This is a genomic window from Moraxella sp. K1664 (assembly GCF_039693965.1).
In the GTDB taxonomy this organism is placed as follows: domain Bacteria; phylum Pseudomonadota; class Gammaproteobacteria; order Pseudomonadales; family Moraxellaceae; genus Moraxella.
In genome coordinates, this window is the sequence record NZ_CP155576.1 from 1,331,719 (window position 1) to 1,352,831 (window position 21,113).

Sequence of the window (21,113 nt, forward strand, 5' to 3'; positions counted from 1 at the left end):
AAAAGCTATTATAGCAAATATTGGGGCGAATGCTAAGGGTGTGGGGAAATTTAATGGTTGGTTTAATCTTTTAAAAATTTAGCATTGTTCAATTAAAATACTTTTTGTGATACGAACGTGTAGGGGCGAATTGCAATTCGCCCAAAAGACCAATATGTCATTATGGGGTAAATCCATCCAAAGGTATGGTTAATTAACAATGCCAAATTTAATTAAACTAATTGAGATAATTTTAAATAAAATCCCCAACTTATTTACCCCACAAATTGCACAAAATTATCATCATCTAATATCGGATTTTCGGTGTCAAATTGATAAGCGGTTAAATGCCCGCCTTTGCCTGCCGAATAATCAATGCAAACGACTTTATCGGATAAAATCGTGGGTTTATCATGTAACCAATAATGCCCGATAAATATTGGTTTGTTGGTCGTAACACCAAATGCCAATAATTCATCGGACAAATCATTAAGATAAATCTCGGGCAAATCATTGGCAAATAGCGTTTTGTCAATGGATTTATTTTGCCAATCGTCTATCCACCATTTGACACGAGCATTTGTACGGACTATGCCTGTTTTGTCGGTCATGGTTAAGCCACTCGGCAAGGGGCTTTCTATGCCTTTTAATAAATGCTCTATGGCATAATAAGGCTTGGTGTTTCTTTTGCCTGTCATCTGTACGGCATTAGGGTTTAGTTTATTATTATCAAGTAGGGGTGTTAATATCTCCATGCTATATTTGTCATAGCAGGCGTGAATACAAATACAGTCGTCCAGTTCAAGCCATAAGGGCAATTCATAAAATCGCTGTATCCAATATCTGTGCAGGTCGCTATCAAATCCCACTTCATCAATAAAGGCTTTGTGCTGAAAGTTATTATTGTCGGTATGCGGACGTAGATATTTGCCATTGTCATTTTGGGTAGCGTAGCATATGGCGTTATATTCGTGATTGCCCATGACGGCAAGGGCTTCATTATTATCAATCATATCAAAAACGATTTGCAAAGTCGCTAATTGCTGATTGCCCCTATCAATAAAATCGCCCATAAAAATCGCTTGATGACCGTGTGGGGCGATATAACTTGTGCCGTTATGAGTATAGCCCAATTTGTCAAGCAGTCCTGTTAATTTGTCGGCGTGTCCGTGAATGTCGCCAATGATGTCGTAAATCATAAAGTTATCCCATGTTAATGATTTTTTGTAAAGTTAAAAACTAATTTTTAAAATCCACCGATGATTATAACAAAAATTTTTGGCAAATTTGCCACCAAAAACCGCCAAATTTGTTACAATAAATATTTTTGGAAAATGCCGTGTCCGATTTACGCCCTAACTTTTGGCAAAATTATCCCCTATCCGCCTTGACCGATGACGAATGGGAAGCCTTGTGCGACGGCTGTGGCGTGTGCTGTTTGGTCAAATACCTAGACGATGATGACGTGCGACAGACCGAATACACAGACGTGGCGTGCAAACTGCTTGACACCGCCACAGGGCATTGCTCGGACTACCCCAACCGCAAACGCTTTGTCCCTGACTGCATTCGCCTAACGGTTGATATGATAGCGGAGATGATGTGGCTACCCCGTCATTGTGCGTACAAACGGCTCTACTTGGGGCAGGGCTTACCGCATTGGCACCGCCTTATTGCAGGGCAAGACAGGCACGACAAACAACTGGATAAAGTCGGCGTGCGTGGTCGCTGTGTGTCCGAGATACATCTTGATGATGAAGAGATAGAAGAGCGTGTGATAAAGTGGGTGAAGATTTAGGGAATGATAAAAATGCCAATTTATAATAATTGTATTTAGGGCGTGGAAAGCACGCCCCTACAAAAGCATTTTTCAAGATTTAACATTGTTGCAAATTGGGGTTAATTCATTATAAATAAAAATCACCCCTTACTAAACCTACCCCCAATACATACTTTATCCAATTCATCAAAAGACACCCTTACCATACCAAGCGTATCGGTAATGGTAAGTTTGCCGTCTGATTTGATATTGGTTTGGTGTTTTTGGCATTCAATATAAAGCGGTTTTTGTTTGTAGTCGGTTTGCCATTTATCCCCTTTAAAATCAAAATCCACATCATGTTTTTTGCCAACCATAGGCGAGATAAATAGCATGGCATTAAATAAAAACAAAGTCGCCATTGGCACAAATATAATGAGCGATACAGTGCCGTCCAATCGTTTATTTTCGCTGTATGTATAATAACTGCCAAGCACAAAAACCGCAATCGCCACTCCCATATAAATGTTGTCCATATTGCCAAAGTCTAGCGTGATAAATTTATCAAAATAAAACAACACCCCCAATGCAATAAATAACCCAAAAGACGAATACGCCAAATGCCCCGAGCGTTTGCCCAAATCATGCCGTTCGGGCAAAAATACCTTGGCATAACTGTCATCATTAAAATTTTGTATATCAAAACCTTTTTGTTTAAATATCGCAATCACTTCATCAAAATCATCTATTTGCCATATATGCTCATGAATGGCAAATCTTTTGGTTAATGCACCAACCACGCCGTTTGAATGACCATGAATTAGCAAAAAATTGGGGTATTTTTCTAATTCTGCTGGTTTATTTGAAAAAATAGCATCAGTTACGATTTTGCTTTTATCATGACAATAAGAAACTGCCTGTATGTCATGCCAATGGATTGGTTTAAAGTGTAAAATTTTACTTAAATACTTACTGTTTGTATAAATGCCTGTTTCGTCAATGATTAGGCGTATGTCATTAACTCTACCTTTAAAAAAATAAGCAACAATAAAATCAATCATCAAACTAATAATAAACAAAACACCCGTTACCAAAAAATAATTATATTTGGTTATTTGGGGGAAAAATATAAGAATAATGGGTATGATAAAAAAGGCGACTGGCTTACTAACAGTCTGGGGAAAGTCCCAAAACAATGCTTTGGCTTGTTTTGGGCGAAGTGGGTAGCTTTTTGGGGTCATGGGGTGTCCTTTTTTTTGGTTTTTGATAGCATAGCAAAAATCTTGGCATGGTGCAATTGGTATCAAGAATCCATGCGTTGCCCGACTTTTTTGGGCTTTGCTTTGGACTTTGCCAAAAAAGCACACAAAACCCCTTGAATAACCCTTATAAATCCACTATATTAGGCATAAATTTTTAAAAAGGATACACCGCTCATGTCTGATGACCACAGTTGGCGACGTGGCTTAAAACGTTGGCTATCTACCGCCCCCGAAACTCGTGATGACCTGCTTAACCTTGTCCAAGACTCTCGGCGGTTCTTGGATTCGGACATGGTAGATATGTTGGAGGGCGTGCTTGATTTGCCTGCCATGGCGGTCAAGGAGATTATGACCCCACGTCCTGATGTGAGAGCCATTACCAGTAGTGATGACATTGAGACGGTGCTTGCCACCATTTTTGAGTCCAATCATTCTCGCTATCCGGTCATCGATGAGGCGGACGATAATGCGGTCATGGGTATTTTGCTGGTCAAAGACCTAATTCCCTATCTCGCCCAAAAATCGGCAGGGCAAAACCCCCCATTTTTGCTCAAAGACCTAGTACGAAAGCCCCTGTATATCTCGGAGACAGCACGCTCGGATACCCTGCTACGCTCACTGCAACGTGCTCAGGTGCATATGGCGGTCGTGGTTGATGAGTTCGGTTCGGTGTCGGGCGTGGCGACATTGGAGGATTTGTTGGAGGAGATTGTCGGCGACATCGTTGATGAACATGATGACATCGATGAGGACAGCACCATTAACAACATCATCACCCACCCCGAAAAAGACGGCGTGTGGCTCGTCCAAGCGTCCACGCTCATCGGCGATTGTAACGAGGTGTTGGGGACGAGCTTTGATGATACGGACGTGGATACCATGGGCGGTCTGGTCATGCAGGCGTTGGGGGCGGTGAGCAACTTAGAGGGGCAGAGCGTGTCTATCAATGACTGGCAAATCACGGTTGTGGACGTAGAAGGGCGGTATATTCATCTGTTGGAGCTGACCTTAGTGCCACAATTAAATGATGAGAGTTAAGAAAAGTTAAAAAGGGCGAGCAATCGCTCTTTTTGTTGGGAGATGTGTGGTTTTGTAAGGTGCATACCACGCACCAAATATTTTGATTTTAAAAGGTGCGTGGTACGCACCCTACAATCCTGCCTGCTATATGTTTTATTAAGAATTGTTATATCCAGTCAAACCTATCTTTTATTGTTAATAATAAATTTTTAACAAATTGGTGATTTTCTGAGTTTTCCATAGGAAAGTATGTGGTGCTTTGAAAAATATAATCTATATCTTTATCACTTAATTCATTAAGGGATTGATTGATAATTTTTTTTAAAAGCATTTTTATTGATATCATCAAGGCTTTCAAAATGATTTGCATAAGCTACATCTATAATTCTATCATAATCGTCAAATGACAAATGAACCAATTTATCATAAACATCATCGCTAATAACATCTGGGTTTAAATATGATAAAATAGTCTCTAAATCATATAATTTTTCTAAATGATTTCTTGATATTTTTTTCATGGTTTTCCTGCCTTAAAAGATATATTTTAAAATTTGGACGTGTAAAGAGCGAATCACATTATCATAAAAATCAAAAATTTATCACAGGGCAAATATGATTTACCCCTACAAATTCGCCCAAAGGCATAGTTAATTAATAATGCCAAAAGTTGTAATTACTAAGCCAGTTCCGCAGGGTGCAACCCCCCATTTTTTAATCTCACCCATGCCGTAACTGTCTTGGTCTAAACCCACTGGCAAGTAGCACCACGCCATACACCACTGCACCTAGCACGCAGATAGCGATTAGCACGGCAAGTTTTGCCCATGCCGAGCCGTCTTGGGGGTAGTAGGGTAGCACCGCATACAGACTTACCGTCATGGCGAGTGTGGCGATGACAAACTGCATACCCATTTTGTACCAATGTTTGCCAAAGTGCCAAATGTCCCGCTTTTGCAAAAAATAATACAAAAGCCCTGCATTGACAAAGCTCGCCCCTGTCGTGGCTAGGGCAAGACCGCCATGCAAGGGCAGTTTGGCAAGATAAAAAATCCCAATAAACACCACGCTAAATAGCATATTGGCAAACACCGAGACGATACCGATTTTGACAGGGGTTTTGGTGTCTTGCCCTGCAAAAAACGCAGGGGCGAACACCTTGATAAGCATAAAGCCCAAAATCCCACCCGACAGACAGCGTAGAGCAAGAGAAGCCATGTCGCCGTCTGTGGTGCTAAATTCGCCACGCACAAACAGGGCATTCATCAGCACGTCCGACAGCACAAACATCGCCACAGATGCAGGCAGACCGATAAGGACAATAAGACGCATTGCCCAGTCTAGGGTTTTGCCAAATTCTGTCATGTCCGCTTTGGCACGGCTTGCCGACAGGCTGGGCAAAATGACCGTACCGATTGCCACGCCAATAAGACCGAGTGGCAACTCGCTTAGTCGCTCGGCAGAGTAGAGCCACGAGACCGAGCCGTTTGCCATTTTGGATGCAAAAATGGTGTTGAGTAGCAGGTTGATTTGCGTTACCGACACCCCAAAAATGGCAGGGAGTATGAGCGTCAAAATGCGTCTGACCCCTTCGTGTTTAAAGTCAATGCTTGGGGCGACCAGTAATTTTTTGCGATATAAATCAGGCAGTTGTATGATAAGCTGTAACACACCTGCCACCGCCACCGCATAGCCTAATGCCATGATAGATTTGTCAAGCATGGGGGCGATGAGCCACGCCCCGACTATCATGGAGATGTTGAGTAAGACGGGGGCGAAGGCAGGCGGGGCAAATTTGCCATAGCTTTGCAGGATACTGCCAAAAAATGCCGTCATGGAAATAAAAAACAGATAAGGAAAGGTCAGGTACAAAAGCTCGGTTGCTGTGTTAAATTTGGCAGGGTCGTCCACAAATCCAGGGGCAAAAAGCTGTATCACAAAGGGGGCAAGGGCAAGCACCACCACCGTGAGTGCGAGCAAAATCACCCCAAGCACGCCCGAGACACGACTGATGAGTAGCTGAATTTCGTTAAAGGTTTTTTGTTCTTTATATTCGGTCAAGACAGGCACAAAGGCTTGCGAGAACGCCCCTTCGGCAAAAAGACGGCGTAAAAAATTGGGGATTTTAAAGGCGACCAAAAATGCGTCCATAAGACCGCCTGCCCCAAACACGCCCATAAGGACGACATCACGCACCAAACCCAAAATGCGTGAGAGCATGGTCATGGAGCTAACGACAAGGGTAGAGCGAAGCAGACGAGATTTTGCCATGATAAATTGCCAACAAAAATTTGTGCGTATTATAAAGGATTTGGGCGATGAATTGATGAATTTTTTGTGAATTTGTGGGGTGTGGGCTATCTGGCTTTATTTTTTTGGATTGCTGTATTTATTTAGGCTGATTAAGATAATCGTATAAATAAAACTTTTGACATTGTTAAACAACAATACATAAGCTAAAATACCCACACAGTCTATCATAAACAAAGCAAACATCCAGTGAGCCAAATATTCACCCATTGCCCTAAGTGTCAATCACCCTCTTTTGTTAAAGCAGGCTTTAACAATGGTAAGCAACGCTGTAAGTGTAAAGACTGTCGTTATTATTTTTCTGTACACAAACACAACTCACATAAGAGCCAAGACATTAAAAAAAATGGCAATAGACATGTATCTTGAAGGCTTAGGTTTTCGCTCCATCGGTAGAGTGCTAAACATTAGTTATGGTACAGTCTATCAATGGGTTAAGCAATGAGGTGAACAACATGAAATCAAGGCAGATGCCAATCAAGTGATAGACATTGTAGAGCTTGATGAAATTCATAGCTACGTTAAGTTTAAAAAAAACGACTGTTGGAGCTGGATTGCCATTGACAGAGATACCAAACAAATCTTAGGCGATGATAGAAAATACACTCAATTTACTGTTTGCTAAGTGGAATGGGCATTTGAGGTATGTATTTTGATTTAACAATGCCAGAAATTATAAAAAAGGCTTGTTAAGCACATCTAAAAGTACTAAGATGGCAACAGGTACGTATTTTCCAAGCTTTATTCAACGTGCGAAAGTTGTTTATGGTGAGGATATTATTGCAAACACCTCTTTAACCAATGTTGGTCGCTCTGTTGCAGGCAATACTACAACAAATCTGACACCCAACATGGATGACAATGCCATTAATAATTGTGAGTGTTTTTAATGATAGAAATTGATATTGCAGGCTTTTTGCTAAGTTACAGCTCTTTAAAAGTGATGATTGTCCAGGCTATTGAGGGTTTATGGGTTGGTTTCTGTTTTGGTATTTTTATTCCATCGCAATATGAGCTTAATCAGCCCATTGAATGTAGACAAAAAGTATGGTTTTGGAAAAAGTATCATGAGTTTACTATTAAAAATATGGTGATTTATTATATTAAGTTTTTATTGGCAATCATTTTTGTGGCATTTATTGATATAAAAATGATACAGTATTTTGATGTTTTTCCAATGTCAAAATATGCTAATAATTCTTTAATCATGGGTGTCGTATTTCTCATAACCACCTTAATAGCAAAGCATATTCGTTATATTTATTTTAAAAATAAACTAAGCAATATCATAAAAGAAGGCTCAAAAAGATGAATTTTTTTGGCTATATTTCTATAAACGCCGCTCTTGCACAAATGCTGGGCGGACTTTTAATGGTAAGGTGCGTACCATGCACTTTTTAAATGGAAAATCTTATTGGTGCGTAATACGCACCTTACTGCCAATGGGTGTATTTTGAAGTTAAGTGATTGTAATGTTATTCAAATAAATAAACCATTTTTAAAATTTCTTATCAAACCACCGCTCGCCCAACAAATGCATCCCAAGCCCAAACAATACCGTCAAAATCCCCACATAATGCCACAATATGAGACGCTCTTTTAACACCACATAACCCACCACCAACGCAATGACAGGCACGAGCATGATAAAGGGCGTAACCTTACTTGCCGAATGCCGAGCCAGCAAATACCCCCAGCCTGTATAGCCGACAAAGCTCGCCACATACGCCAAAAACATGACGACAAGCACCCCCGCCACGCTAAAATTTGCCAAATGGCTCATTACACCGCCCACGCCATACGCCACGAGCGAGCCTAGCGTAAAGGCGATGAGTGCCGACAGATTGCCCCAGATGACGAGCGATAAGGGATTGACTTGCCCGATTTTTTTGACGATGACATTGCCAATCGCCCAGCTCAATGACGCACCCAGCACAGGGAGCATACCGATGAGCGAAAATCCGCCCTGATATTGCCCCACGCCGATGAGTGTGAGCCCAACCCCTGCCGTTATCATGCCGACAAGATGATTGGGCTTGACCGATTCTTTTAGCAGTATGCACGAAAACAGCACGGTTAAAAAGACTTGTGCCTGCAAAATAAGTGCCGATAATCCTGTGGGAAAGTGCCATGACAATGCCAAAAACATGAGACTAAATTGCCCAAAGCTAATGGTCAAGCCATATAAAATTAAATAAATCCACGGGGCATTGGGTTTTTTAAAAAAGAAAACAGCAGGCAATAAAATCAATAAAAAACGCACCATGCCCAATATCAAAGGCGGTACATCATTTAAGCCGATTTTCATTGCCAAAAAATTGACACCCCAAATCAAAACCACGCTAAATAAGATTAAATAATCTTTGGTATTCATAGTAATTCCTTTTAAAAATTGGTAATAAATTTGGGGTATTTTTGAATTAATTTTTTAATAAATTTCCTAAAAATTTTTAAAAAATTAAATCCATTATTGTTTGCACAAATCATCAACCAATTGTCTTAATTTTTGCCAATCAAAAAATTCCCCAGGGTCGGTTTTTCTAATAGGGGCAATATCGCTATGCCCCATAAGGTGTCGCTCGGTGGCAGGATAAGCGGTATAAATGGCGTGGATAATATGAGCAAGGGCGGTGTATTGTATCTCGGTAAAGGGCGAAAAATCATCGCCTTCTAATTCTATGCCAATGGTAAAGTCATTGCAATTTGACCGCCCAAGATAAGTGGATTGCCCTGCGTGCCATGCCCTGTCATTAAAATTGACAAATTGGCTAACTTGTCCGTCTCGCTCAATAAATAAATGAGCCGAGACTTCTAAATCGGCAATGGTTTTAAAATAGTCATGGTCATTGGCATTTAGGTTATTTTGAAAAAAGGCTTTGACAAAATGCGTGCCAGTGGTATCCGTTTTGCCAAATTCGCTTGGGGGTAGGCTGATATTATGAATGACAATGCCCGTAATGGGGCAGTCGGGGCGGGCATTAAAGTTGGGGGACGGCACAAAGTCCGCTCCGTGTAATATACCGTCTTTGATAAAAAAAGTGGTGAATTTTGTCATGATGATTTATACTTGTCAAAAGTCTATTCTATCAATTTTTATTTAAATTTAACACTTGATTTAACACTTGCTATGAAAAATTTTTACCAATCCGCCCCCACACTACTAGCCCTTAGCCTAACCGCCTTGGTGAGCGTGCCGGCTTATGCCGTCTCATCTGGCAATGCCCTAACGGACGGTACTAATGTGGCGTATCGAGACAATGATGCGGTTTTTGATGAAATTCAGCATTCATTTTTAACAGATAATTCCCAATCCGACACCACCCCAACCGCCAGCCAATCCCAATCTTTGGCAGATGTGGCAAATTCCCCCACATGGCGAAAACTATTATTGCTTGACAAAAAAGGCAAACCCACTGCCAAAGACCCGCATTTTCTACTGGCAGGGGGCGACACCAAAGCCGAGCTTGACGCTATCATCAAGGCGATAGATGAGCGTGATGATAAGGTATTGTGTGCGTTTCCTGCTCGCACGCACTATGTGGCGGAGCGGTTGGGCTTGATGTTAGATGACAGTGGTTGCGATGAATTTCATGCGTGGGCGAAACAGTATGACGCTCGGGCGTTGTCGCTGACCTTTGCCGATGAGCACCCCAATTCGCTCGGCTCGGCGTTCGCTCATGTGATGATAAAGGCGGACACCGAGCGAAGTTTGGCAAGTGGTCGTGATGATGACGCCTTTGCCATTAACTACACCGTTGCCCGAGACAAGGCGGACAGCGAAGCCGAAGCCAGTGCCCGCTCTCTGGTGGGCGGTTATGCAGGGGTCATGGAGTTTTATGATTATGATGAAAAGCGAGATGTGTACCTGCTTGATGATGAGCGAGACATTTGGGAGTATCGTCTCAATCTCACCACTGCCGAAGTCGCCCAAATCATGCGACATGTGTGGGAGACCAAAGATTTAAAACGTCCGTATTTTTTCACCCATGACAACTGTGCCAGTGAGATATTACGCCTGATAGATGTCGTGCGTGGCAGTGAGTTGCGTGAAGCGGTTGGCAAAGTCGTCATTCCCAACGAAGTGGCACGGGTGCTGACCGATAAGGGGCTGGTGCTTGATACCAAATACCTGCCGTCAAAGAGCAGTACCGCCCAAGCGGTGCAAAACGGCACAAAGGGGACAATCACAAGCCCCAGTAATCCCGCCCATGCCAGTCCCACGCACCGCATTGGCGTATCGGTCGGCTATGATGACAGTTATCACGGCACCCGCACGGACGACAATGACGGCGTAACTTATGGGCTGTCGTTACGCTCGGCATATCATGATGTGCTAGATAGACCTGTGGGCGTACGCCAGTATCTCGATGTCGAAATGCTCTCGCTCGATGTGCGATATGATGATAGGCTAAAAGTAGAGAGAGCAACGGTGTTTAGCACACGCAGTTATAACCCAACCAACACTGCCAAAGCCCATAACGGCACGGCATGGGGTCAGCACGCACGGCTTATGCAGGTCATGGACGGCTCGGATAGGAATAATGATGACCATGCGGTCTTTGATGTTCGCCTAGAAAAGGGCAAATCATGGACACTCGGGCAGGGCGAGCCAGATACAGGCAGGCTTGCCGATACGCTCTGCTATGCGTTTGGCGGTTATGGCGGACAAGTGGGGCATATCAATAAAGGTTATCGTGTGGGGGCAGGCGTGAATGTCGGCTGTATTCATCACGCCAGTGATAAGGTGCGAGTCATGGGCGAGCTTGCCCTGCCGATATGGTATCATCACAATCAAGGCGAGACTCGCTCGGCATACGTTCAGCCTGCTATCAATGTCGGCGTGCAGTACGACATCAGCCCCACATACGCCCTACGCCTAACAGGTAAGGCAGAGCGTGGGCGTGATGATACGCACGAGCAAGTGGCGTTGGCGGTATTGCGGTATTTTTGATTATAAGCCAAACGGTTGCTATCGATGTTACCCAAAACTTCTCTGCCTTAACATCTCATAAAAACACACACTTCCTGCCACGCCCACGTTTAGGCTTTCTTGCCCATTGGGTTGGGGTAGGGCGATGGGGGTGGCGTTTTGCAAAAAGTCATCAGACACGCCTTGCCCTTCATGCCCCAATACCCATGCAATCGGTGCGGTCAAGTCATGATGATAAATGACCTTATCGGTGTGCGAGCTTGTGGCGTAAAGCGGAGTTTTGACTTTTGCCAAAATCTCATCGGTGGGGATATGCTCATAGATAGACAAGGCGAAATTTGCCCCCATGCCCGCTCGCAAGCACTTAGGCGACCACAGATGGGCGGTGGCAGGTGTGCTGATGATGGTGGTGATACCGACTGCCGAGGCGGTGCGTAGGAGCGTGCCGATGTTGCCGGCGTCTTGTAAGCCGTCTAGGATAAGACAGTCGCCCGTTACCGTCCCAAGTGTGGGCGTGGGCGTGTCAATGATTGCCATGATATCCACACCGTCCCCGAGCGTGCGAATGTCTTTATACAGGGCGTTCGTGGTAATGACGATGTCTTTTTTGGTGATGGTTGCCAAAAGTGGGGCGACTTCATCATTTTGCAGGGTAGATTCTGATAAAATGACCTTGTGGGGCGTTAAGCCTTGCTTTAAGAGTGCGTCCAACAAATGCACGCCTTCGATGACTGTTTGTCCGCTTTTTTTGCGAGTACGGTGGTGGGCGAGTAGGGCGTGGGCGTGTTTGATGGTGGGGTTGTCTTTGGAGGTGATTAGGTTCATGGACTGATATTATCTTTAAAAGGACTAAAAATTTGCGTTAAAATTTCATGATGATTACTTATCCAATTTTGGCATGCTTGACAAAAATTATAAATGGTCTTTTGTGTCTCATCAATGGGCGGTGTGCAATCAAAATAGGGTTCTAAATAATACATAAAATGAGTAACAGGTATTATAATATCTTCATGATATAAATCATGATTTTCATAATAGTCGTATAAATTAAAACTGTCTTCTTCAATTGGAAAATAGGTGTATTTTAATATTTCATTTAAGGTATGAATATATTTTAATTCACATTTTTTAAAAGGCAAATCTTCACAATAAAAATTAAGATTTTTACAGATTTTTAACATCAGTGATTTTAACTCAAAAACATTCAAGTTGGTATTGCTTTGTTTGTCAATCGTTAATTCTTCATCAAGCACAATAAGCATAAGTTCATCATAATAACCCAAGCTCATTAACTGGTTATTAAAATCAAATATCTCATCACGGCTCATCATCTCTAATTGTAATAAATAAAGACTAATGGCGATATGATATTGATGATTGGATAAATTAAACATATTTAAACCAAAATAATCTGATTATCATACTTGGCAACATGAGTATCAGCAGTAACCAAAATAAACCCTTCTAATTTGGCAGTTGCTATCAATAGGCGGTCAAAAGGGTCTTTGTGAATGTTTGGCAAATCTTGCACAAAAGGCACATGATGACCTAAAATGGGCATTTCTAAATAGCCTGCGTCTAATAATATCCGCCTTAGTATGGTAGGATTAAACGTAAAATCGGGCTTGCCACGTCCCACTTTAATGGCAATCTCCCAAATACTTGCTACGCTAAATAACAAATCATTGTCGTCATCATTGATGATTTGCCGTACTTTTTGGCTTAATTTGGGATTGTCTTCTACCGCCCATAATAAAATATGCGTGTCTAATAAATATTTCACGGCACAAGCTCATCATCAAATAAATCATCAATGGGTTTGTCTAGCCATTCATAAACCTGCTTGTCAATCGGCATTAGCCCAATCCGTTTTTTAGGTTTGACAGATTGGGTTTGGGTGGCGATGGTTTGTACAGGCAGGGAATTATCCTGCGTGCGATTGACAAGCATAATAAGTTCATTAAAGGTTAATGTGGTCATGATACCCCCTTTTTTGTTATGGGATTTATACTTTATCACCATTTGCCAAAATCCCTGCTTTCTCATGTAAGGCTTTGACATAATCCACTTCATTTTTTGCCCCCAAGACCACAGGGATACGCTGATGAATGTGCGTGGGCGTGATGTCCATGATACGCTGTACGCCGTCTGTGCTTGCCCCACCTGCTTGCTCAATAACAAAACTCATGGGATTGGCTTCATACATCAGACGAAGTTTGCCCGCTTTTCCTGCGATTTTGGTGTCAAAGGGATACATAAACACCCCGCCACGAATCAAAATACGGTGTACGTCCGCAATCATCGCCGCCACCCACCGCATATTATAGTCTTTGGCTCGTACGCCTGTATCGCCTTGGGTCAGCTCTTCAATATAAGTCGCAATGGGCGGTAGCCAATAACGGCGGTTGGACGCATTGATGGCGTATTCGGCAGTATCATGACTGATACGCACGTCATCATTGATAAGAATATAAGTCTGGCTCATCGGGTCAAAGCTAAACATGGCAACGCCTGCCCCAAAGGTAACCGCCAGCATGGTGGACGTGCCATAGATAAAATAGCCCGCTCCAAGCTGGTTCTCGCCTTTTTGTAAAAAGTCGCTCTCACACGCCTTTTGACCTTGATTGTGATAAGGCAAAATAGAAAAAATCGTCCCCACCGTCATATTGATGTCAATGTTAGATGAGCCGTCCAATGGGTCAAAGGTAACCAGTAGTGTGCCGTCATCATTGGCAGGGCTAATCTCATCAAGCTCTTCTGAGGCAACCCCTGCACAGTTGGGATTATGGATTAGGGCGTTTAGAAGTAGGTCGTTGGAAATCACGTCCAGCTTTTTTTGGGCTTCGCCTTGCACATTTTGACCGCCTGCTTCGCCATGAATGCCTGCCAACGCCCCTTTGTCAAGCAGATGACTAATCGCCACGCTGGCGGTGGCAAGCGTGGTCATGGTGCTGGCAAGCTGTGGCGTGGTGTGGGATTCTAGGTATTGGGCGAGCGTGGTTTGTGCGGTCATGGCAAATCCTTAAAGTCATAAATGCCCTTATTTTATCATGAAATGGGCAAGATGTCAGAGATATTTTATTTTTTGATGATGGGATAGATTTAGAAAATACCGAGAGTAAAAAATGAATGATGAGCAAATAATTCATCCATAAAATCATTGTTTTATAGACGTGCTATAATGGGTTACTTTGTCAGCCTATGGGGGTTTTGATGGAATTAACCAAATTTATTGATGAATTATTTGACGTCAATCGGATAAATAGAGCAAATATCATTAAAATTTTTCATGTGTTTTTTATCATCTCTTTTATTTTGTGTTTTTTAATCGCTTATCTTTTTGGTGTTTTTGTTGGGGTTGGTTTTATTTGTTTTATTTTTCTAATGGAATGCTTTTTTAGGGCGTGCCTGCCTTTTGTATTTGCAATGAAAAATGCCTGTTTAAAAAAGAAGGGGGAATCGCACGTTTTTCAAGGAAAAAAATAAAGGCTGTGAGTTTTCTATCAGACAAGTTTTTATTATGAAAAACAATCCGACAACTTAATTTTAAAATTAAGTTAAAATCTTAAAAATTTACACGATTAAGTGGTCGGATAGCCATTTTTATGCAAAAATTGATGAAAGTGTTGGATTTTCATTTCTTTATAAAAATGTTATCAATGGCAGGCACGCCCTACGGAAACCGTGGCACTTTTTCATTTTGTAGAGTGTATATTCCATAATAGCCCATTTGATGACAGGCTAACAGCTTTTTAAAAACGTGTGATTTTCCTATTTTTGAAAATACAAAAAGGGCAGGCTTGATGGATAAAGTCATCACGCCTGCCCATAAGGCTTTGATAGATGCCCCATTCTCGACTTTATATCAGTGATTGATTCATCAAGGGAAAATTACAATTTGCCCCTACAACTCCAAAAATAGTTATTAAACAATCAACGAGTTGCCATTTTAAGTTGAGAATGAAGTCATTGATGTTAATTAATACTCAAACATCGCACTGATAGATTCTTCGTTGTTGATACGACGCAGGCTCTCAGCAATCATTGATGCGATGGTCACTTGACGGATTTTTGAGCAGGCTTTGGCTTCATCGGTCAAAGGAATGGTGTCAGTAACCACAATCTCATCTAGGGCGGAGTTTGTGATGTTGTCTAGTGCCTTGCCCGAGAGTACAGGGTGCGTGATGTAGCCGACCACACGTTTTGCCCCTTTGTCTTTTAGGGCTTGGGCGGCTTTGCACAGTGTGCCTGCGGTATCCACGATGTCATCGACGATGATGCAGTCACGTCCTGATACGTCGCCGATGATGTGCATGACTTCGGATTCATTGGCTTTGGCACGGCGTTTGTCGATGATGGCAAGGTCAACATCGCCCAGTGATTTGGCGACGGCTCTGGCTCGCACCACGCCACCGACATCAGGGGAGACGACCATGATGTTCTCATAATTTTTTTGTTTTAGGTCGCTAAGTAGCACGGGCGTGGCGTATAGGTTGTCCACGGGTACGTCAAAGAAACCTTGGATTTGGTCAGCGTGTAAATCCACCACCATCACACGGTCAATGCCAGCGATGGACAGCATGTCCGCCACCACACGAGCCGAGATAGGCACACGAGCCGAACGGGGGCGACGGTCTTGGCGAGCATAGCCAAAATAAGGAATCACGGCAGTGATACGTCCTGCACTAGAACGGCGAAGAGCGTCCGCCAGTAGCACCACTTCCATTAGATGGTCGTTGGTCGGGGCACAGGTTGGTTGGAGGATAAAAACGTCTTTACCACGCACGTTCTCTTTAATCTCAACGGCAATCTCGCCATCAGAGAAGCGGGTAATGTCAGACTTACTTAGGGGGATGTGAAGATGGTTGGCGACGGTTTGGGCAAGTTCAGGATTGGCACTTCCTGAAAAGACGGCCATATATGACATGAAAAAATCCTATGGTTGGGACAGTGGGGTTAGCAAGATTATTTTACCATTTTTTGCCATCATTGCAAAGACTCAAACACGGTAAAATGCCACTGCACAAACAACAAACGTAAAAAAACCAGTCTTTCAACTGGCTTTTTTACTCTTCTCAACCAAAAGAAGATGGCAGAGGCGGCTGGACTCGAACCAACGGATGTCAGGATCAAAACCTGATGCCTTACCAACTTGGCGACGCCCCTATAAAGGTGATAAATTTTTTAAAAATTTACAAAAAATGGCAGAGGCGGCTGGACTCGAACCAACGGATGTCAGGATCAAAACCTGATGCCTTACCAACTTGGCGACGCCCCTATATAGGCGGACAATTATACCGAAAAATTAAAATTATGCAAGGGCTAATTTTTAAAATTTTAAAATAAATTGCTAAGCACTTGAAATTTATTGATTTAAAATGGTGGCTTATTGATTGCCCCATAATTATTTTTTTGGGTTGTAGGGGCGAATTGCAATTCGCCCTTGATGAATTAATTATTTATGTAAAGTTGAGAATGGGGTTTATTTTATAAAAATGTTATCAATGGTAGGCACGCCCTAATACAGCCCCCGAGCAAATAGTGCGGGACAGGGGGCGTTGTCTATCAAGCGGTTGATGGCGGTGTCGTTTAACTCATAGGGAAGGGGCAAAAACACCGCCGAGCCTGTGCCACTCATGCGTGCCTTGGTGCCAATCTCATGCTCTAAGTCACACAGATAGCCAAAGGCATGGGCGACTTTGGCAGAGCGTGCCAGTACCAGCGGGGTAAAGACGTTGGTAAACAAGGCATTATCGCCAAAGAAGTTGGCACCCGATAGGGCGTGATGGCTGTACACAGGACAGTCTCGTTTGAGCTCATCACAGCCAAACAGCGTGGCGGTGCTGACATGTTCATCAGGCAATAGCACCAGATAGCCACAGTCGGGTAAGTCAATGGCGGTCAGTATCTCGCCAATGCCTGTGGCGATGGCGGAGGTTTTGTGAAAATGGGCAAAAATAAAAAACGGCACGTCCGCCCCAAGGCTCGCCCCAATCTTGATAAGCTCATCGGCAGAGAGCCGAAGTCCCCACAGCTCGTTGATGGCGATGAGCGTGGTCGCACAGTTGGACGAACCCCCGCCCAGTCCTGCCCCTGTGGGGATGTGCTTTTCTAGGATGATTTGGACGGATGAGGCATAAGCAGGATAACGCTTGGCTAGGGTCTCGACCGCCTTGACGATAAGGTTGTCATTGATGTCGTCGGTCAGCTCATCTGCCCCTATCAAGGTCACAAGCTTCTGACTTGTGGACGTGCGAAAAGAGAGCGTGTCGCCAAAATCGATGGCGGTAAAGACGCTTTGCAGATGATGATAACCGTTGTCCGCCCTGCCAGTGATGTGCAAGAACAAGTTGAGTTTGGCAGGCGAGAATAAAGTAAGCTGGCTCATGATATCAATTCGGATAAACGATGGTCATCACCACACGATGTCCGTCGGTGTGATTGATGACAAGACGGCTTGGGCGTGGGCTGTTTTTGGGGTATTCAAAACTGGCTGTCCAGTCATCATTGGTGCTTTGGGCGAGTCTGCCTTGTTCGTCCTGCTGACTGTCGGTATCGCCTTGGGCGGTTTTGCCGACTATCCAGTGGGGCAGATGACTGATGGGGGCGTGCCAACCTGTGGCTTTTTGGAGTAACTCTTCGGGGCTGTCTGCCTGTATCTCGCCTTGGTCGTTGGTGAGTGTGGCTTGTTGTCCGTCATAGCGGATTTGGGTCGCCCCCATGCCAAACGCCCCTGTTAAGTCAATGGCAAAGCGTTCATCTTCTTGCCCCCAGTTATAAAAAGCACTGCCTGCCTGTTTGCCGTTGGCGGTGTTTGTGGTGATACCGATTTTACCAGTGATGGCAAAGCGTAGGACATCATCATGAATCTGTTCGCTGATGGCAGGGGTGGTCTTGGGCAGGGTTTGACAAGCGGTGAGCGAGCCTGTGGCGACTAGGGCAAGGATAAGGGGGTGGATAAATTTCATGGGTGTCCTGATGATTAAATGGTAAATAATGATGAGTAAGGAATTAATGAAGAATGATGGTTAAAAAGATTTTTTAAAGTTGTTTAACAGTTGTTTACAGGTTGTTTAAATAAGACATTGCCAAATAAAAATACATGTTAAAATTTGGATATATGGGGTGAATTATTTGTCCAAAAATTAATTTTACATGGAGTAAATTGCAAGTTGCCCTTACAAGTCAATTAACAATCTCAAAAATCATTTCCCAAACTCTAATACTCCTGCACTTCCTGTCCTGTCCGATTTTGCCCAAAGGCAAAGCGGTTTTGTAGGTCAGCAAGCAGGCGATTGACCTTATCGGACTCGCCAAGCCCTTGGTAGGCACGCAGTAGGGTAATGCCTGCGTTTAGGTCGGGGGCGACTTCATAGGGCATTTCTAGGTAGTCCAGCACCGCCCGATAGTTGCCCTGTGATAGGGCGTGATTGCCAAGCACGATAAGAGCTTCAAGCTGTAACTGTGGGTCGTAATTGGGGTCGTCCGAGCTGATTTGGGCAAGGCTCATCGCCCCTTCGAGTGCCGATAGGTCGTTGGGGTTTTGGCTTAGGCGAAGTTTGATGTCGGCTAGGCGATACGCAGGGTTCATGCGGTCAAGCTCCAAGAGCTTATCGATGGCAAAGCGTTTGTCATCATCGCTAAGTTCATTTTGCAAAAGCTGAAAACTGGCAAAGAGCAGGCGGTCATCATCGGGATATTCACGATTGGCGACGGTGAGTAGGTTTTGGGCTTCGGTCTTTTTGTCTTGGCGTAGCAAAATCTCGGCATGGAGCAGATAGCTGTCAATGGCATAAATCTCAAAGTCATCACGCAGTCGCACCAAAGTGGCAATCGCTTTGTCCACATCATCTTTGGCAAGATAGTAGCCGACCACTTTGGTGCGGGCGTCTAGCACATGCTCGTAGTCTTTGACCTTTTCATAATGCTCTTTGGCAAGGGTAAGGCTGCCTGAGCGTTCGTAGCTGATGGCAAGGTAGTAATTGGCACGGCTATTAAAGGCAGGCACGTCAAGTAAGGGAGTCAAGACCGTACGGGCGTTTTCATATTTGCCGATGTCTAGCCCGACCAAAGCGGTCAGCAGGGCGACGTCAGGGTCTTTGGTTTGACGGTTTGCCACTTGCAGTAAATCCCACGCCCGTCCAAGCTGACCCATGTCTATCTCATGGCGAATCTCGTACAGGTGTAGCTCTTTGATGGTGGGCAACTCCTTGACTTTTTGGCGGATAAATGCCCACATGGCGGACTCTTGACCGCTTTCTTTTAGGATGTCTATTTTTAGGGTGATAAAGGCAAGGTTGTCAGGCTCATCCTTTAAGGCTCTATTAACATGAACCAAGGCAGGGGCGTAGTCTTGTAGGCGTAGTAAAAGACCTGCTCGCAGTACTGACAGCGATGGGTTATCGTCTTCCATGCTTTGCAAGGCGGTAAAAAGCTGTCGCTGTTCGTCAGGGTTTTGTGGAAAAATCCCCGTCAAAATCCCCGTCAAATCCGCCTTTTCATCATAATCCAAAATCATCGCCAACATGGTGTTTGCTTCATGGTAGTCGCCTGCTTTTAGGGCAAGATGGGCGACATAGAACCATGCAGGGATGTGTTCAGGGTTTTGTCGTTGCCACGCCCGAGCAAAGGCAAGCGATTGTTTGGGGGTTTCGTACTCAATGGACAACGCCAACGCACGCTCAAAGACGGCTGTGGCATTGGCGGTAAAGCTCTCAGCTTTATAAATGGTCAAAGATTCACCAATCTGCCCCCTGTCCACGCCAAACTCAGCCGACAGCAGGGCGTATAAATCAGGATAGCCAAGCATGGGCGTGCTGTCATGGGTGTTTAGGGTGTCATCAAAGATGATGTCGGGGATGTCTGCGGTGTCGGCATTGGGTGGATAATTATCAGTGCCGTCATCGATGTACTCGCCATGCTCGCCCAGGTCAGGCTCGCCATGCTCATCGGGTGTAGATGGGGTGACAGGTACAAAGGCAGGCTCTGTCGTCTGTGGCGTGTCTTCATCGCTGTCTTGGGGCGGGATGTCGTTGCCAAGACTGCTGTCATCATCATAAAAGGGCAGTAGGATTTTTAGCAATGAGTCAAAAACCCCTGCCTGTGCCGTGGACATGGTTTTCTCGGCAAGGGGCAGAAGTGCCAACACGCACAGCACTAAAATGACGCGTTTTTTATAAGTGGGCTTAGTTCTCTGATGAGACCGCTCAATATTTGGCGTTGCACTCATGATAAAAATCGATGGATAAAGTGCCTTATTATAAGATGAAATGCCAAACAGTTGCAATGTTTTGAAACAATTTTAATGTAAAAATTACCAAAAAAATTGGCATATACCCAATAAACTTTAAAATTACTACAAACGCAATGATGTTTGGATGTAGGGACGTGCTGTGTACGCCCTGCACGGTAATGTCATCAAGGGTGTGCTCAGCACACCCCTACAAACCCGTGGTAAATATCAAGTTGGTTGAGTGTAAATCAAATGTATTGTGGCAATAGAATAAATCTGTACAATAATTCGTCAATTTTATATACAGGCAAAAAAAGACCCACTGAAGGAGGGGCAGTGGGTTGAGGAAAGGTTACGATGATTATTATTGTTATGTTATTCTAAATAGGGATGGGGTGGATTTTTTCAAGGATAAAAGGAGAAAAAAATGATAATTTTTAAAAAACTCATCATGTCCTAGCCTAGGATTGTTTGCGGTTAGGTTTTGAGGGGTGGGGTGTATTTTAGCATGGGTAAATGCCCATTTAAAACGATTGATTTTGTCAAAGTGTGTGTTTTGATTGAAAAGTTTCATAAAAACCCCCATTTTTTGTGTGTTTTTGACAAATGGTGTTATAATAA

20 protein-coding genes, 2 tRNA genes and 1 pseudogene are annotated in these 21,113 nt (G+C 43.7%); 6 read left to right on the forward strand and 17 right to left on the reverse strand.

Annotation, left to right across the window (positions count from 1 at the left end):
- Window positions 1-254: 254 nt before the first annotated feature.
- On the reverse strand, window positions 255-1,178 hold the full coding sequence (locus tag AAHK14_RS06835; RefSeq protein ID WP_065255835.1) for a metallophosphoesterase: 924 nt from the start codon (window positions 1,176-1,178) through the stop codon (window positions 255-257).
- Between the two features lie 140 nt (window positions 1,179-1,318).
- On the opposite strand from AAHK14_RS06835, the gene AAHK14_RS06840 reads away from it, so the two are divergent.
- Window positions 1,319-1,777, forward strand: coding sequence for a YcgN family cysteine cluster protein (locus AAHK14_RS06840; protein ID WP_065255834.1), 459 nt, complete (start codon window positions 1,319-1,321; stop codon window positions 1,775-1,777).
- Window positions 1,778-1,899: 122 nt separating this feature from the next.
- Here the strand turns inward: AAHK14_RS06840 and AAHK14_RS06845 are convergent, their stop codons facing one another.
- Complete coding sequence (locus AAHK14_RS06845; protein ID WP_156065091.1) at window positions 1,900-2,979, reverse strand: hypothetical protein; 1,080 nt, start codon at window positions 2,977-2,979, stop codon at window positions 1,900-1,902.
- Between the two features lie 195 nt (window positions 2,980-3,174).
- Between AAHK14_RS06845 and AAHK14_RS06850 the strand changes: the two genes are divergently transcribed.
- Complete coding sequence (locus tag AAHK14_RS06850; protein WP_065255832.1) at window positions 3,175-4,038, forward strand: transporter associated domain-containing protein; 864 nt, start codon at window positions 3,175-3,177, stop codon at window positions 4,036-4,038.
- 278 nt (window positions 4,039-4,316) lie between these two features.
- On the opposite strand, the gene AAHK14_RS06855 is transcribed toward AAHK14_RS06850, so the two are convergent.
- Both AAHK14_RS06855 and murJ read right to left on the reverse strand, forming a co-directional pair.
- Window positions 4,317-4,541, reverse strand: coding sequence for a hypothetical protein (locus AAHK14_RS06855; RefSeq protein WP_065255831.1), 225 nt, complete (start codon window positions 4,539-4,541; stop codon window positions 4,317-4,319).
- A 199-nt stretch (window positions 4,542-4,740) separates the two neighbouring features.
- Window positions 4,741-6,291 (reverse strand): murein biosynthesis integral membrane protein MurJ, encoded by a 1,551-nt coding sequence (gene murJ / locus AAHK14_RS06860; RefSeq protein ID WP_065255830.1) that lies wholly within the window; start codon window positions 6,289-6,291, stop codon window positions 4,741-4,743.
- A 237-nt stretch (window positions 6,292-6,528) separates the two neighbouring features.
- On the opposite strand from murJ, the pseudogene AAHK14_RS06865 reads away from it, so the two are divergent.
- The 3 genes and pseudogenes from AAHK14_RS06865 to AAHK14_RS06875 all read left to right on the forward strand — a co-directional run.
- A pseudogene (locus AAHK14_RS06865) lies at window positions 6,529-6,910 on the forward strand (IS1 family transposase); the annotation flags it as partial.
- A gap of 133 nt (window positions 6,911-7,043) precedes the next feature.
- Entirely contained in the window at window positions 7,044-7,220 is a 177-nt protein-coding gene (locus AAHK14_RS06870) for a hypothetical protein (RefSeq protein ID WP_156065087.1), read from the forward strand.
- Window positions 7,220-7,642, forward strand: coding sequence for a hypothetical protein (locus AAHK14_RS06875; RefSeq protein ID WP_065255829.1), 423 nt, complete (start codon window positions 7,220-7,222; stop codon window positions 7,640-7,642). The genes AAHK14_RS06870 and AAHK14_RS06875 overlap by 1 nt, the downstream gene beginning before the upstream one ends.
- Before the next feature lie 186 nt (window positions 7,643-7,828).
- On the opposite strand, the gene AAHK14_RS06880 is transcribed toward AAHK14_RS06875, so the two are convergent.
- Window positions 7,829-8,704 carry an EamA family transporter gene (locus AAHK14_RS06880; protein WP_065255828.1) on the reverse strand — a complete coding sequence of 292 codons (876 nt, stop codon included), beginning with the start codon at window positions 8,702-8,704 and terminating at the stop codon, window positions 7,829-7,831.
- A 93-nt stretch (window positions 8,705-8,797) separates the two neighbouring features.
- Window positions 8,798-9,385, reverse strand: a complete 588-nt coding sequence (gene ampD, locus AAHK14_RS06885; protein WP_065255827.1) for a 1,6-anhydro-N-acetylmuramyl-L-alanine amidase AmpD — start codon at window positions 9,383-9,385, stop codon at window positions 8,798-8,800.
- A 72-nt stretch (window positions 9,386-9,457) separates the two neighbouring features.
- On the opposite strand from ampD, the gene AAHK14_RS06890 reads away from it, so the two are divergent.
- Window positions 9,458-11,281, forward strand: coding sequence for a DUF4105 domain-containing protein (locus tag AAHK14_RS06890; protein ID WP_065255826.1), 1,824 nt, complete (start codon window positions 9,458-9,460; stop codon window positions 11,279-11,281).
- A 27-nt stretch (window positions 11,282-11,308) separates the two neighbouring features.
- On the opposite strand, the gene AAHK14_RS06895 is transcribed toward AAHK14_RS06890, so the two are convergent.
- From AAHK14_RS06895 to AAHK14_RS06945, 11 genes are all read right to left on the reverse strand, one after another.
- Window positions 11,309-12,085, reverse strand: a complete 777-nt coding sequence (locus tag AAHK14_RS06895) for an RNA methyltransferase (protein WP_065255825.1) — start codon at window positions 12,083-12,085, stop codon at window positions 11,309-11,311.
- Complete coding sequence (locus tag AAHK14_RS06900; protein ID WP_065255824.1) at window positions 12,082-12,654, reverse strand: hypothetical protein; 573 nt, start codon at window positions 12,652-12,654, stop codon at window positions 12,082-12,084. Before AAHK14_RS06900 ends, AAHK14_RS06895 begins: the two co-directional genes overlap by 4 nt.
- A 2-nt stretch (window positions 12,655-12,656) precedes the next feature.
- Window positions 12,657-13,043: a type II toxin-antitoxin system VapC family toxin gene (locus tag AAHK14_RS06905; RefSeq protein WP_065255823.1), complete on the reverse strand. Its 387-nt coding sequence runs from the start codon at window positions 13,041-13,043 to the stop codon at window positions 12,657-12,659.
- Window positions 13,040-13,240 (reverse strand): hypothetical protein, encoded by a 201-nt coding sequence (locus tag AAHK14_RS06910; RefSeq protein ID WP_156065085.1) that lies wholly within the window; start codon window positions 13,238-13,240, stop codon window positions 13,040-13,042. Before AAHK14_RS06910 ends, AAHK14_RS06905 begins: the two co-directional genes overlap by 4 nt.
- A gap of 25 nt (window positions 13,241-13,265) precedes the next feature.
- Window positions 13,266-14,273: a class 1 fructose-bisphosphatase gene (locus tag AAHK14_RS06915; RefSeq protein ID WP_065255821.1), complete on the reverse strand. Its 1,008-nt coding sequence runs from the start codon at window positions 14,271-14,273 to the stop codon at window positions 13,266-13,268.
- Between the two features lie 966 nt (window positions 14,274-15,239).
- Window positions 15,240-16,187, reverse strand: coding sequence for a ribose-phosphate pyrophosphokinase (locus tag AAHK14_RS06920; protein WP_065255819.1), 948 nt, complete (start codon window positions 16,185-16,187; stop codon window positions 15,240-15,242).
- Window positions 16,188-16,350: 163 nt separating this feature from the next.
- Window positions 16,351-16,426 (reverse strand) — tRNA-Gln (locus tag AAHK14_RS06925).
- Window positions 16,427-16,462: 36 nt separating this feature from the next.
- Window positions 16,463-16,538 (reverse strand) — tRNA-Gln (locus AAHK14_RS06930).
- 240 nt (window positions 16,539-16,778) lie between these two features.
- Complete coding sequence (gene ispE, locus AAHK14_RS06935) at window positions 16,779-17,648, reverse strand: 4-(cytidine 5'-diphospho)-2-C-methyl-D-erythritol kinase (RefSeq protein WP_065255818.1); 870 nt, start codon at window positions 17,646-17,648, stop codon at window positions 16,779-16,781.
- Window positions 17,649-17,652: 4 nt separating this feature from the next.
- Window positions 17,653-18,228: a lipoprotein insertase outer membrane protein LolB gene (lolB, locus tag AAHK14_RS06940; RefSeq protein WP_065255817.1), complete on the reverse strand. Its 576-nt coding sequence runs from the start codon at window positions 18,226-18,228 to the stop codon at window positions 17,653-17,655.
- A 251-nt stretch (window positions 18,229-18,479) separates the two neighbouring features.
- The gene (locus AAHK14_RS06945) at window positions 18,480-20,489 is read right to left on the reverse strand and encodes a hypothetical protein (RefSeq protein ID WP_065255816.1); all 2,010 of its coding nucleotides are present in this window, start codon (window positions 20,487-20,489) and stop codon (window positions 18,480-18,482) included.
- Window positions 20,490-21,113: the final 624 nt, after the last annotated feature.